Origin of the sequence: Pseudomonas sp. R4-34-07, from assembly GCF_003852375.1 — a bacterium.
Lineage (GTDB): Bacteria > Pseudomonadota > Gammaproteobacteria > Pseudomonadales > Pseudomonadaceae > Aquipseudomonas.
Window position 1 is genome coordinate 3,336,601 of sequence record NZ_CP027760.1, and the last position, 13,931, is coordinate 3,350,531.

General features: G+C 61.5%; 11 protein-coding genes. 6 read left to right on the forward strand and 5 right to left on the reverse strand.

Annotation, left to right across the window (positions count from 1 at the left end; genetic code table 11):
* Window position 1: 1 nt before the first annotated feature.
* From C4J85_RS15315 to ampC, 3 genes are all read left to right on the forward strand, one after another.
* Window positions 2–892: a DMT family transporter gene (locus C4J85_RS15315; RefSeq protein ID WP_124410104.1), complete on the forward strand. Its 891-nt coding sequence runs from the start codon at window positions 2–4 to the stop codon at window positions 890–892.
* A 106-nt stretch (window positions 893–998) separates the two neighbouring features.
* Window positions 999–1,886, forward strand: coding sequence for a YghX family hydrolase (gene yghX / locus C4J85_RS15320; protein ID WP_124410105.1), 888 nt, complete (start codon window positions 999–1,001; stop codon window positions 1,884–1,886).
* Between the two features lie 259 nt (window positions 1,887–2,145).
* Window positions 2,146–3,300 carry a class C beta-lactamase gene (gene ampC / locus C4J85_RS15330; RefSeq protein WP_124410106.1) on the forward strand — a complete coding sequence of 385 codons (1,155 nt, stop codon included), beginning with the start codon at window positions 2,146–2,148 and terminating at the stop codon, window positions 3,298–3,300.
* A 196-nt stretch (window positions 3,301–3,496) separates the two neighbouring features.
* Here ampC and C4J85_RS15335 read toward each other — a convergent pair whose 3' ends face one another.
* Window positions 3,497–4,774 (reverse strand): ATP-binding protein, encoded by a 1,278-nt coding sequence (locus C4J85_RS15335; RefSeq protein WP_124410107.1) that lies wholly within the window; start codon window positions 4,772–4,774, stop codon window positions 3,497–3,499.
* Window positions 4,775–5,482 carry a winged helix-turn-helix domain-containing protein gene (locus C4J85_RS15340; RefSeq protein ID WP_124410108.1) on the reverse strand — a complete coding sequence of 236 codons (708 nt, stop codon included), beginning with the start codon at window positions 5,480–5,482 and terminating at the stop codon, window positions 4,775–4,777.
* Window positions 5,483–5,638: 156 nt separating this feature from the next.
* Between C4J85_RS15340 and C4J85_RS15345 the strand changes: the two genes are divergently transcribed.
* The gene (locus tag C4J85_RS15345; protein ID WP_124410109.1) at window positions 5,639–6,841 is read left to right on the forward strand and encodes an MFS transporter; all 1,203 of its coding nucleotides are present in this window, start codon (window positions 5,639–5,641) and stop codon (window positions 6,839–6,841) included.
* Here C4J85_RS15345 and C4J85_RS15350 read toward each other — a convergent pair.
* The gene (locus tag C4J85_RS15350) at window positions 6,797–7,399 is read right to left on the reverse strand and encodes a tRNA-(ms[2]io[6]A)-hydroxylase (RefSeq protein WP_124363096.1); all 603 of its coding nucleotides are present in this window, start codon (window positions 7,397–7,399) and stop codon (window positions 6,797–6,799) included. The genes C4J85_RS15345 and C4J85_RS15350 overlap by 45 nt on opposite strands.
* Before the next feature lie 146 nt (window positions 7,400–7,545).
* Here C4J85_RS15350 and C4J85_RS15355 point away from each other — a divergent pair, with 146 nt between their 5' ends.
* Entirely contained in the window at window positions 7,546–8,409 is an 864-nt protein-coding gene (locus C4J85_RS15355) for a universal stress protein (RefSeq protein ID WP_124367252.1), read from the forward strand.
* 161 nt (window positions 8,410–8,570) lie between these two features.
* Here the strand turns inward: C4J85_RS15355 and C4J85_RS15360 are convergent, their stop codons facing one another.
* Window positions 8,571–9,041, reverse strand: coding sequence for a DUF1289 domain-containing protein (locus tag C4J85_RS15360; RefSeq protein WP_124410110.1), 471 nt, complete (start codon window positions 9,039–9,041; stop codon window positions 8,571–8,573).
* 396 nt (window positions 9,042–9,437) lie between these two features.
* On the opposite strand from C4J85_RS15360, the gene acnB reads away from it, so the two are divergent.
* A complete protein-coding gene (acnB, locus tag C4J85_RS15365; protein WP_124368976.1) occupies window positions 9,438–12,047 on the forward strand; it encodes a bifunctional aconitate hydratase 2/2-methylisocitrate dehydratase in 2,610 nt (869 codons plus the stop codon).
* 407 nt (window positions 12,048–12,454) lie between these two features.
* Here acnB and C4J85_RS15370 read toward each other — a convergent pair whose 3' ends face one another.
* On the reverse strand, window positions 12,455–13,732 hold the full coding sequence (locus C4J85_RS15370; protein WP_124370915.1) for a serine/threonine transporter: 1,278 nt from the start codon (window positions 13,730–13,732) through the stop codon (window positions 12,455–12,457).
* Window positions 13,733–13,931 lie beyond the last annotated feature (199 nt).

The window sequence follows — 13,931 nt, forward strand, 5'->3', positions numbered from 1 at the left end:
TATGGAACGCACCTCGCCTTTCGGCACCCTGGACAGCAGCACCCAAGGCTGGATCAACGGTTTTATTGGCGTGGTGATCTTCAGCGGTTCGTTGCCGGCCACGCGCCTGGCGGTGATGGAATTCGACCCGGTGTTCCTGACCATGATCCGCGCGACGCTTGCGGCCATCCTGGGGCTGTGCCTGTTGTGGTGGTTCCGCGAAAAACGCCCCACCCGCCCGCAATGGGCGCCCTTGGCCATCGTCGCGTTCGGCGTGGTGATCGGCTTTCCGCTGCTCACGGCGCTGGCGCTGCAATACGTGACCTCCGCGCACTCCATTGTGTTTATCGGCCTGCTGCCGCTGGCGACGGCGATCTTCGGCGTACTGCGCGGCGGCGAGCGGCCGCGACCGGTGTTCTGGTTGTTTTCGGGGCTGGGCAGTGCGCTGGTGATGGCTTACGCCTTCACCCAGGGCCTGAGCGCCGCGCCCGCCGGGGACCTGCTGATGCTATTGGCGGTGCTGGTCTGCGGCCTGGGCTATGCCGAAGGCGCCAAGCTGTCGCGCAGCCTGGGCGGCTGGCAGGTGATTTGCTGGGCCCTGGTAATGTCGCTGCCCGTCGTCGCGCCGTTGAGCTGGCTGCTGGCGCCCGCGTCGTTCACCGGCATCAGCCTGCCGGCCTGGCTGAGCCTGGGTTACGTCGCGCTGTTCAGCATGTTGATCGGCTTTGTATTCTGGTATCGCGGCCTGGCCCAGGGTGGCATCGCTGCGGTCGGCCAGTTGCAGTTGCTGCAACCGTTCTTTGGTTTGGCGCTGGCGGCGGGCCTGCTGCATGAGCAGGTCAGCCTGGGCATGCTGCTGGTCACGGTGGCGGTGATCGGCTGCGTGGCCGGCGCGAAGCGCTTCGCGCGCTAGCGCTACGGGCCAGGGGCTGCTAAACAGAAATGGCGTCCGCGCCCGTGGTCGCACGGGTTGATCCTGGTCTACATTTGACGGCAACCGCTAATCGAGGACTGCACCGATGACTCGTCTCACCGCCAAAGACTTCGCTCCCGAACTGCTGGAACTCTACGATGGCTACGCCCACGGCACGCTGAACCGCCGCGAGTTTCTCGACCGCGCCGCGCTGTTTACCTTCGGTGGCCTGACCGCCTCGGCCCTGCTCGCCGCCCTGAGTCCCAACTACGCACTCGCCGAACAGGTGAAATTCACCGACCCCGCTATCGTTGCCGACTACATCACGTACCCGTCACCCAAGGGTAACGGCACGGTGCGCGGCTACCTGGTGCGCCCGGCCAAGGCCGCCGGCAAACTGCCTGCGGTGGTGGTCGTGCATGAGAACCGCGGCCTCAACCCGTATATCGAAGACGTGGCGCGGCGCCTGGCCAAAGCCGGCTTTATCGCCCTGGCGCCCGATGGCCTGACCTCGGTGGGCGGCTACCCCGGCAACGATGAAAAAGGCGTGGCCCTGCAGCAGACCGTCGACCCCACCAAACTGATGAACGACTTTTTCGCGGCCATTGAGTGGCTGATGCACCACGACAGCAGCACCGGCAAAGTCGGCATCACCGGCTTCTGCTATGGCGGTGGCGTGACCAATGCGGCGGCGGTGGCCTACCCGGAACTGGCGGCGGCCGTATCGTTCTACGGGCGTCAACCCGAGGCCAAGGACGTACCCCGCATCAAGGCACCGATCATGCTGCATTACGGGGAGCTGGATGCGCGCATCAACGAAGGTTGGCCGGCCTACGAGCAGGCGCTTAAAGCCGCCGGCACGACGTATGAGGCATTTATCTACCCGGGAGCCAACCACGGCTTTCACAACGATTCGACGCCGCGTTATGACGAGGCAGCAGCGAACCTGGCGTGGGAGCGCACCCTGGGATGGTTTCGCAAGTACCTTGCCTGACACACTCCAGCTGTGGGAGGGAGCTTGCCCCAATGCCAGTCAGTTAAGCGTACACCGCCGTCTGTAGGAGCGAGCTTGCTCGCGAAAAACTCACAGGCACCGCGTTCATTCAGAAAGCACGCGTTATCGTTGACGTTTTTCGCGAGCAAGCTCGCTCCTACAAAAAGCCTTAACTGACTGGCATTAGGGCTTGCCCCCGATGGCGGCACCCGCGCAGGCTTCACCCTAAGTCAATCCGTTACAGGGAAACGAAAATAACATGCAGGAAAAATCCCGTTTTAGCGTACGAAACCTGCTGATTTCAGCGTCTCTGCTGGTTGCTACTCCGTGCCTGGCAGCACCCGACCTGCGCGAAGTGGTGGACAGTCGCGTCAAACCGCTGATGCAACAACAGGGCATCGTCGGGCTGTCGGTGGCCGTGGTGCAGAAGGGTCAGGCGCAATACTTTAACTACGGCGTGGCGTCCAGGGAAGGCAAGCAGCCCGTCACGCAAGACACCCTGTTCGAAGTCGGCTCAGTGTCCAAGACCTTCACTTCAACCCTCGGTGGCTTTGCCCAGGCCAGCGGCAAGTTGAAGCTGTCGGACCGCGCCAGCCAGCACTGGGCCGAACTGGCCGGCAGTGCGTTCGACCACATCAGCCTGTTGCAACTGGCGACCTACACCGCAGGCGGCCTGCCGCTGCAATTCCCCAGCGCAGCCGACAGCGCCGCGACCATGCTCGATTACTACAGGCATTGGCAACCCGCCGACACCCCCGGTACGCGACGCCTCTACTCCAACCCGAGCATCGGCCTGTTCGGCTACCTCGCGGCCAAAAGCCTGGGCCAGCCGTTCAATGTCGCCATGGAACAGACCTTGCTGCCGGCGCTGGGCTTGAAGAACACCTACCTCAACGTGCCCGCCGACAAGCTGGGCCACTACGCCCAAGGCTACGATAAGCAGGGCAAACCCGTGCGCGTGGGCCCAGGCGCACTCGACAGCGAAGCCTACGGCATCAAGACCAGCACCCAGGACCTGGCGCGCTACGTGATGCTCAACCTGCACCCCGAGACCTTGAGCGCGCCGCTGCAACAGGCGATCGCCACCACACATAGCGGTTACTACAGCGTCGACGGCATGACCCAGGGCCTGGGTTGGGAATACTACCCCTACCCCATCACCCAGCAGGCCTTGATAGAGGGCAACTCCACACCAATGGCGCTGGAGTCGCACACCGTCAAGTGGCTGCAACCGGCGCAGGCCCAACCGGCCAATGTGCTCTATAACAAAACCGGCTCAACCAATGGTTTCGGCGCCTACGTGGCGTATGTACCGAGCAGGGATATTGGCGTGGTGATCCTGGCCAACAGGAACTACCCGAATGCCGAACGGGTGAAAGTGGCCCATGGGATCTTGAGTGCCCTGGATAAATAATACCCAGCGCACTGTACCTGTGGCGAGGGAGCTTGCTCCCGCTGGGCCGCGAAGCGGCCCCAAAAATGGGACTGCTGCGCAGTCCAGCGGGAGCAAGCTCCCTCGCCACAGGTTACTTTTTACCCTTCCTGGTTCTTAACTGACTGGCATTAGGGCAAGCCCCCTCCCACATCGGCTTGTCGTTGTTTACGGATACTTACTCGGCATACGCCCACGTCATCCGAAACGACGCGCCACCCCACTCCGAGTCCAGCACCTGCACCTGTCCGCCATGCCATTGGCTGACCCGCTGGACCAGCGCCAGGCCCAGGCCAAAGCCGCCGGTACGGCGGTCGCGGCTTGAATCCAGGCGCATGAAGGGTTCAAAGATCTTGGCGCGGCCCTCCACCGGAATACCGGGACCGTCGTCGCTGACCTGCAGTTCGTAACCGCTGCCGAACTTGATCAACGACACTTCAACCCGCCGGTCGGCATAGCGAATGGCGTTGCGCAGCAGGTTGATCAGCGCGCGCGCCATGAATCGTGGCTCGATGCGAATCACATCGACCTCACAGGTACGCAGCGACAACTGCACACCTGCGGCCTCGGCCTCCAGCGCCACGCTGCCGATCACGCTGTCCAGCCAACTGTGGGCCTCGATGCTTTCGCGGGTGACCTGGGTCGCGCCGCGCTCCAGGCTGGCGTAGGTCAACAGCTCGGAGACCATTTCTTCCAGCTCGCCAAGGTCGGCGTACATGTCGGCGATCAGTTCGCGGCTCTGGCGCGGATCGGCCTGTTGCTTGAGCTGGTCAAGCTCGAAGGACAAGCGCGCAATCGGCGTGCGCAGTTCGTGGGATACCGCGTTGGTCAGTTCGCGCTGGTTGGCGATCAGGCTTTCGATGCGCTCGGCCATCTGGTTGAAGTGCCCGGCCAGCGCACGCACGGTGGAGCGACGCGGCAACAGGATGCGCGAGCCGAGGTCGTTGTCGCCAAAGCGCTGCGCCGCCAGGCGGATGTGCTCCAGGTCGCGCCAGTGCGGGCGCACCCAGAAGTACAACACGATGGCCAGGCTCACGCCCAGGAGCCCGTAGGCCCACAGATACAACCATTTCGGTTCTTCCGGCAATTGGATTTCGAGCAACTGCGGGCCGTCGTCGATGGGCGCGAGGAACTTCATGAAGTCCTCGCGCACCACCACTTGGCCGGCCGCCAGCAGTGCCTGTTCGCGCGCGCTCAGGTGCTGGCTGTCGCGCTGCACCAGTTGCAGGCGCAGGCCGTAATGCGGTTGCAACTGATCCAGACGCGCCTGGCGCGCCTCGCCCTGCACCGGCCGCAGTTGTTCCACCAGGGCCCACGCTGGGCCGCGCAGGGCCTCGCGATTATAGGTTTCATTGGACTCGGGCATGTACGCGTCCAGGCCATAGTTGACCAACCAGATCGCACCGGCCAACCCGAGCGCGAGGATCAGGTACAAGCGCAGATACAGGCGCAGCATCTACATCTCCCAGGCGAACGGATTGAACAGGTAGCCCTTGCCCCAGATGGTCTTGATGCACACCGGCTCGCGCGGGTTGTCATTGAGCTTGCCGCGCAGTTTGCTGATGTACACATCGACGCTGCGGTTCAGGCCATCGAACGCAATGCCGCGCATGCGGTTGAGGATGTCGTCGCGTGAAAGGATGGTTCCCGAGCTGCTCGCCAGCAACCAGAGCAATTCGAACTCCATGGTGGTGAGGTCGATTTTTTCATCGCCCAGGCTGACCACCCGGCAACTGCGGTTGATCGACAACCGGCCGAATTCCAGGTAATCGCGTACCGTCGTCTCGGGCACTTGCCGACGTTGCAGCGCCCGCAGGCGCGCCAGCAATACCGGCGGTTTGATGGGTTTGATCACATAGTCATCGGCACCGGACTCCAGGCCCAGGATATGGTCCAGGTCATCTTCCTTGGCGGTGAGGATCACAATCGGTGTGTCGGACACCGCGCGGATCTCGCGACACACATGCAGGCCGCTCTGGCCCGGCAACATCAAGTCGAGCACGACGATTTTCGGTTTGAACGCCAGGAATGCCGCCAAGGCCAAATCGCCCCGGTGCACCGCCTGCACCTCGAAACCATGTTGCGACAGAAAATGCGCGATCAGTCCTGCCAGCTTCTCATCGTCCTCGACGAGCAGGACTTTGCCCAGACCCAGGTTTTCCATAAGTTCTCATTGTGCGAACGCCGATTGAAAGGCCGGCAGTATAGGTGGCAAGCTGCCCAACGGGAGCCACCGCACGCAGGGCGCCAGCAAGCTTCATGCTTTTAAGAGTTTTTAACAAATAGCCTGCACTCTTTTACGCCATTTACAGGGAGTTATATGCGCAAGGATTACCTGGCGTTCTTCGTTTCACTGTTCCTGTCGCGGCTGGCGGACCAGATTCTGCTGTTCATCGTGCCGCTGATCGTGTTCCAGACCACCCAGAGTGTGTCTTGGGCGGGTCTGGCGTTCTTTGTCGAGTCACTGCCGCGCTACCTGGCCTTTCCGGTGTGCGGGGCGTTGTGCGACAGGTTTTCACCCGTGCGCATCCTGCATGTCAGCCAAGTGTATCGGGCGCTGGCCTGCGTGGTAGCGGTGGCGCTGTACGGGCTGTTCGACGGTATCCAATGGCTGGTGATCCTGTCGGCGTTGTGCGGGGTATTGACCACCCAGGGCATCATGGCGCGGGAAGTGCTGATGCCGCATATTTTCCAGCATTACACCTACACCAGGACGTTGTCTTATTCGCAGATCGCCGACCAGAGCGGCCTGGTACTCGGGCCGTTGGTGGCGGCGCTGATGCTGGAAGTCTGGGCGTGGCCCTGGGTAGTGCTGGGCATCGCCGCACTGTTTGTGCTGGCGGACCTGGCGATGTTGACATGGCAGCGCCATACCAGCGTGAACCTGCAGCTCCATGCGCCGCAGCACCCGGGCCTCTGGCTGCAGCCGCTGCGCACCGCTTTGGGCCACATCCGCAGCCGGGTGGAGTTGAAGCGCATCATTACCCTGGCCATCGGTGTGAACCTGATCGTCGGCGTGACGCTGGCCACGTCGGCGGCCCTGGTCACCGGGCAATATGCGGCGGACAAGGACGCCTACGCCCTGCTGCAAGCCGCTGGCGCGGTGGTCACCCTGGTAATTCTGTTTTACCTCGCGCGTTCGAGCCTGGCGCTGAAGGTGCTCGGCGGGTTGTCGTATTCGATGATTGCCGTGGGCGCGCTGATCACCGCCCTCAGCCCCGGCGTATGGGTGTACGCCGTGGGCTTCCTGCTGGTGAGCGGTTTCGACAAGATGTTCAACGTGTACATGCGCAGCACCCGTCAGCGGGTGATTCCGGTGCAGGATTTCGGCAAAACCGTGGGAGTGATCACCCTGCTCAACAACCTCGCCCAGCCCTTGGCGGGCTTGCTGATTGCGGTGCTGGCAGCGCCGCTTGGCACGCAAACGGTGATTCTGCTGCTGACCGGATTCAGCGCCTTGATCGGCGTAGCCGTGGCCTCAGGCTGGCACGCCACTGTGAAAGCGGAACTCGACGTCGGCTGACTCGATCAACGCCTGCTCGGCCGCCCTCACCCGCTCGATCACCTGGGCGATGTCCTTGGCGTCACCGTACTGGTAGGCCAGTTTCAAGTAACCCTGAAAGTGCCGCGCTTCGCTTTTGAGCAAGCCGAAGTAGAACTTGCCGAGTTCTTCGTCCAAATGCGGCACCAGCGCTTCGAAACGCTCGCAACTGCGCGCTTCGATAAAGGCCCCCACCACCAGGGTATCCACCAGCTTGACCGGCTCATGGTTGCGCACCACCTTGCGCAAACCCGAGGCGTAGCGGCCGGCGGACAATTGGCGCAGTTCAACCTTGCGTTTTTTCATCAGGCGCATGACCTGCTCGTGGTGCACCAGCTCTTCACGGGCCAGGCGCGACATCATGTTGATCAGGTCGAGGTGGCCGTGATACTTGGCGATCAGGCTCAGGGCGGTGCTGGCGGCTTTGAATTCGCAGTTCTTGTGGTCGATCAGCAGGGTGTCCTGGTCGGCCAGCGCGGCCTGGACCCAGGCGTCGGGGGTGCGGCAACCGAGGAATTCGTGGATTTCGGGCAGGATCATCGGGCTCACGGGCAAAGGATCACAAAAGGGCGCCGATTATACCGACCACGCCGCAGACCACCAGCCATGGGCCTTGATGTACATCAAGATGACGGCACGCGTGCAGCAACTATAGTTGTTGCAGGCCCACTCCTGGAGAACCGACCATGCAAGCCATCCGCAGCATCCTGGTGGTCATCGAGCCCGAGCATCCCGAAAGCCTGGCCCTCAAGCGCGCGAAGCTGATCGCCGGGGTCACCGACGCGCACCTGCATTTGCTGGTCTGTGACAGAAAGCATGAACATTCGGCGCTGCTGAGCCTGCTCAAATCCGGCCTGCAGGAGGACGGGTACAGCGTCACGACCGAACAGGCGTGGAACGACAGCTTGCATGAAACCATCGTCGACGTGCAGCAGGCCGAGGGCTGCGGCCTGGTGATCAAGCAGCACTTTGCCGACAGCCCGCTGAAAAAGGCCCTGCTGACGCCGGCAGACTGGAAACTGCTGCGCTATTGCCCGACGCCCGTGCTGCTGGTCAAGACCGCCACGCCCTGGGCCGGCGGCGTGATTCTGGCGGCCGTCGACGTGGGCAATTCCGACGGCGAACACCGCTCGCTGCACAATTCCATCATCGACCACGGCTTTGATATCGCCAGCCTGGCCAAGGCGCAGTTGCATGTGATCAGCGCGCATCCCTCGCCGATGCTGTCGGCGGCAGACCCGACGTTTCAACTCAGGGAAACCATCGAGGCGCGTTATCGCGAGCAGTGCCAGGCCTTCCAGGCCGAATTCGATGTGGATGACGCACACCTGCATATCAAGGAAGGCCCGGCGGATGTGCTGATTCCCCATATCGCCCACCAGTTGCAGGCGGCACTGACGATTATCGGCACCGTGGCGCGCACTGGAATTTCCGGGGCGTTAATCGGCAATACGGCAGAGGTGGTGCTGGATGCGGTGGAAAGCGATGTGCTGGTGCTCAAGCCGCAGACGCTGATGGACCATCTCGAAGAACTCGCCACCCAAGCCTGAACCAATGAAGATCAAATGTGGGAGGGGGCTTGCCTCAAGGCTTTTCTGTAGGAGCGAGCTTGCTCGCGAAGAGCTCAGGCCCCCCGCGTTTATTCAGAATGAACGCGTTGCCTGGGCGTTTTTCGCGAGCAAGCTCGCTCCTACAGGGGCCCCCTGTACCGTCAGGTAGATAGCGCATCCTTCAGGAATCCCGGTGCGATATAACGCTGGTAATGCGCCTCGGACAAGATAAAGAACTCCCGATCAATCGCATCGCGCAGGTCTGGCAAGGGCCACTCGCGAAACTCCGGTAGCAGCACCATGCCATAGGCCTCCAGGTTATTGATCACCCGCGCCCCACGCGCAATCAACTGATAGGCCCAGCAATACTCGGACTGGTGCGGCACGAAGCGAATCTTGCGCTGTTCCAGCTGCCCGCGCAGGGTCTTGGGGGCAAAAACCTCGACTTTGCCGGCCATCACCTGCACCAGCAATTGCTCGAGCCTGAGCCAGACCGCACGCTTTTCTTCTTCGTTATAGCCATTCCACTGGATCACTTCGTGGTGAAAGCGCTTGCAGCCGCGACACACGAGATCGCCGTAGACCGTGGAGCACAGGCCGACGCAGGGGGTCTTGATGGTTTGGTTGGACATGGGCGAAAACACGCAGATCAGCGAAACAGTGCGCCATGTTAGCCCTTTGTCTAAGGTTGATCACCCTGCAAACTTGGTGACGCAACTTACCTTTAGATTTTTTTTGCCGTAGAATCACCCGGCCTTGTAAGGCGCCAATAATCCGCTGGAAGCTGTTTTCAAAGCGTCACGAGCACAGTCGTTCCTTCAGAACGGTGTTGGCGCAGGTTTGACCCAGGTAGGTCAACACTTGCGCCAACCCTCATCAGCTCCGTTCTGCAGGCGTAAAACTTTGAAAGCAGCTTCTGTAAGGACGGTCGGCAGCGCTGGCTTTGCGGCCCAAAAAGCCCCCGAGCGCACGCGTGCCGGTCATTCCTGGATGAGCGTCCCGTGGGACCACTGATGAGGGTAATAACTGTGCTTGAAGCCTACCGCAAACATATCGAAGAGCGTGCCGCCCTGGGTATCGTGCCCCAGCCGCTTAACGCCGAACAAACCGCAGGCCTGGTCGAGCTGCTGAAAAATCCCCCGGCTGGCGAAGAAGAATTCCTCGTTGACCTGATCACCAACCGCATTCCACCGGGCGTTGACGAAGCAGCCTACGTCAAGGCCGGTTTCCTGTCCGCCCTGGCCAAGGGCGAAGCCACCTCCCCCCTGATCGACAAAAAGCGCGCTGTTGAACTGCTTGGCACCATGCAAGGCGGCTACAACATCGTGACGTTGGTCGAGCTGCTGGACGACGCCACGCTGGCGCCTGTCGCGGCCGCCCAACTCAAGCACACCCTGTTGATGTTCGATGCGTTCCACGACGTGGCGGAAAAAGCCCGCAATGGCAACGAACACGCCAAAGGCGTGATCCAGTCCTGGGCCGACGGCGAATGGTTCCGCAACCGTCCGACCCTGGCCGACAAGATCAGCCTGCGCGTGTTCAAGGTCACCGGCGAAACCAACACCGACGACCTGTCCCCTGCCCCGGACGCCTGGTCGCGCCCTGACATCCCGCTGCACGCCCTGGCCATGCTGAAAATGGCCCGTGAAGGCATCGTGCCGGACGAGCAAGGCAAGACCGGCCCGATGAAGCAGATCGAAGAAATGCGCGGCCAAGGCTTCCCGATCGCCTACGTTGGCGACGTGGTCGGTACCGGTTCGTCGCGTAAATCGGCGACCAACTCCGTACTGTGGTTCTTCGGCGACGACGTTCCCTTTGTTCCGAACAAGCGCGCCGGCGGTTTCTGCTTCGGCAGCAAGATCGCTCCGATCTTCTACAACACCATGGAAGATGCGGGCGCACTGCCGATCGAGTTCGACGTCACCAACATGCACATGGGCGACGTGATCGACCTGTACCCGCATGCTGGCAAAGTCTGCAAACACGGCACCGATGAAGTCATCACCACCTTCGAAATGAAGACCCCGGTGCTGTTGGACGAAGTACGCGCCGGCGGCCGTATTCCGCTGATCATCGGTCGCGGCCTGACCGACAAGGCCCGTGCCGAACTGGGCCTGGGCCCTACCGACCTGTTCAAGCTGCCTGAAGCGCCTGTCGACACCGGCAAGGGCTTCACCCTGGCGCAGAAAATGGTCGGCAAGGCGTGCGGCCTGCCGGAAGGCAAAGGCGTGCGCCCTGGCACCTACTGCGAACCAAAGATGACCACCGTCGGTTCCCAGGACACCACCGGTCCAATGACCCGTGATGAACTCAAGGACCTGGCGTGCCTGGGCTTCTCGACCGACCTGGTGATGCAGTCGTTCTGCCACACCGCGGCTTATCCAAAGCCGATCGACGTGACCACCCACCACACCCTGCCTGACTTCATCATGACCCGTGGCGGTGTATCGCTGCGTCCAGGCGACGGCATCATCCACAGCTGGCTGAACCGCATGCTGCTGCCGGACACCGTCGGTACCGGTGGTGACTCCCACACCCGCTTCCCGATGGGCATCTCGTTCCCGGCCGGCTCCGGCCTGGTCGCGTTCGCTGCTGCCACCGGCGTGATGCCGCTGGACATGCCGGAATCGATCCTGGTGCGCTTCAAAGGCAAGATGAAGCCTGGCATCACCCTGCGTGACCTGGTGCATGCCATTCCTTACTACGCGATCCAGGCTGGCCTGCTGACCGTAGAGAAGAAAGGCAAGAAAAACGCCTTCTCCGGCCGCATCCTGGAAATCGAAGGCCTGAACGACCTGACGCTGGAACAGGCTTTCGAGCTGTCCGACGCATCGGCTGAACGTTCGGCTGCCGGTTGCACCATCAAGCTGTCCAAGGACTCCGTCACCGAGTACCTGAACTCCAACATCACCTTGCTGCGCTGGATGATCGGCGAAGGCTACGGCGATCCACGCACCCTGGAACGTCGCGCCCAAGCGATGGAAGCCTGGGTTGCCAACCCGGAGCTGATGGAAGCCGATGCCGACGCCGAATACGCCGAAATCATCGAGATCGACCTGTCGGAAATCAACGAGCCGATCCTCTGCGCACCGAACGACCCGGACGATGCCCGTCTGTTGTCGAGCGTTGCCGGTGAGAAGATCGACGAAGTGTTCATCGGTTCGTGCATGACCAACATCGGTCACTTCCGCGCTGCCGGTAAGCTGCTGGAGCAGGTCAAGGGCCAGTTGCCAACCCGCCTATGGCTGTCGCCGCCGACCAAGATGGACGCTCACCAGCTGACCGAAGAAGGCTACTACGGCATCTACGGCAGGGCTGGCGCGCGCATGGAAATGCCGGGCTGCTCGCTGTGCATGGGTAACCAGGCACGTGTAGAGCCGAATTCGACCGTCGTGTCGACCTCGACCCGTAACTTCCCGAACCGTCTGGGCGATGGCGCCAACGTCTACCTGGCCTCGGCCGAGCTGGCGGCAGTCGCCTCTACCCTGGGTCGCCTGCCGACCGTCGAAGAGTACATGGGCTACGCGGCGAAACTGGACACCATGGCCAGTGACGTTTACCGCTACCTGAACTTCGACCAGATCGCCGAGTTCCGCAAGATCGCGGCAAGCGCCAACATCCCGGTGATTCAAGCTTAACGGTGTGTTGATGTGACAGGCGCCGCGTATCGCAAGGTACGCGGCGTTTTTTATGCCTGGAATACAAACAAATGTGGGAGGGGGCTTGCCCCCGATAGCAGTGGTTCAGTCAATTCATAGGTGACTGATACACCGCCATCGGGAGCAAGCCCCCTCCCACATTGGATCTCTGGAGTCCTTGCGGGCTGTGTCAGACCTTAAGCCATCAGCGAGTCAACCAGAGCAGAGATACGCGGCATTTTTAGGCCTGGAATACAATCCCAGCAACACCACGAAACACATGTGGGAGGGGGCTTGCCCCCGATAGCGTTGGTTCAGTCAATTCATAGGTGACTGACATACCGCTATCGGGAGCAAGCCCCCTCCCACATTTAGTTCTGGGACAGCCTTGGAGATTGCGTCAGACCTTAAGCCATCAGCGAATACACCAACGCAGTAATCGCCACCAACCCCACCGCCGTTACAAACACATTCGACGCTTGCCCCCGGTACTTGGCCATGGCCGGCACTTTGCGGATGGCGTACATCGGCATCAGGAACAGGATCGATGCAATCACCGGCCCGCCCAGGGTCTCGATCATGCGGAGGATGCTCGGGTTAAGCGTGGCGACAATCCAGCACACCACCAGCATGAAGGCGGCCGTCATGCGGTCCAGGGACTTGGCTGCCGGACGGCGGCCGGTCTTCAGCACCAGGCCCTTGAGGCCCTCGCTGGCACCGATGTAGTGGCCCAGGAACGACTTGGCAATTGCCACGAATGCAATCAACGGCGCGGCGAACTCGATGGTCGGGTTGTCAAAGTGGTTGGCCAGGTACGACAGGATCGACAGGTTCTGCGCTTTCGCCTCGGCCAACTGCGCCGGTGACAGGGTCAGTACGCAGCTGAACACGAAGAACAGCACCATCACCACCATCAACAGGTGCGCGCGGGACAGGATCTGCGAGCTGCGCTCGTCGGCGTGTGCCCCATACTGACGTTTCTGGTCCACCGCGAAGGCCGAGATGATCGGCGAGTGGTTGAACGAGAACACCATTACCGGAATCGCCAGCCACAAGGTGTTGAGCAAGGCCGACGGCGCCGGAATCTCACGGGCGGTACTCAGGATGCCGCCCGTCCAATGCGGCACCAGGTACACGGCAAGGAACAGCAAGGCAACGATAAACGGATACACCATCAGGCTCATGGCCTTGACGATCACCTTTTCGCCGCAACGCACCACCGCCAGCAAGCCCAGGATCAGCACAAACGCCAGGACTGCCCGAGGCGGCGGCATGATGTGCAGTTGGTGTTCCATGAAGCTGCTGACGGTGTTGGTCAGGGCCACGCTATAGATCAGCAGGATCGGGAAGATTGCAAAGAAGTACAGCAAGGTGATCAACGCGCCGGCTTTAATGCCGAAATGCTCTTCGACCACATCGGTAATGTCGGAACCTTCCCGGCCGGAGAGTACGAAACGGGTCAGCCCACGGTGGGCAAAGAACGTCATTGGAAAGGCCAGCAGCGCCAGGATCACCAGCGGCCAGAAGCCCCCCAGGCCCGCGTTGATCGGCAAGAACAAAGTACCGGCGCCGATGGCGGTGCCGAACAGCCCAAGCATCCAGGTGGTGTCCTGGCGGCTCCAGCTTGTGAGCATTGCAGGTGTCGTTGCATAGCGTTCGTCGACGCTATTGGCCTGATCATTCATCCGGTCGGATCTCCGCATTCACACGGCCGGGACGAGTCAGAAAAACCTGACAGGCAGCGCCCCGACCTCAACAGGGACGCGATTGTCCGGGATTCTCTCGAATAAGCAAAGACTTAGCTGAGGAATGGTTCGGTGGTGCAGCCCCCGCAGGTCGTTGATGGCTTCAGAAAAAACCGTCTGCGCGTTGACAGCCTCGCAC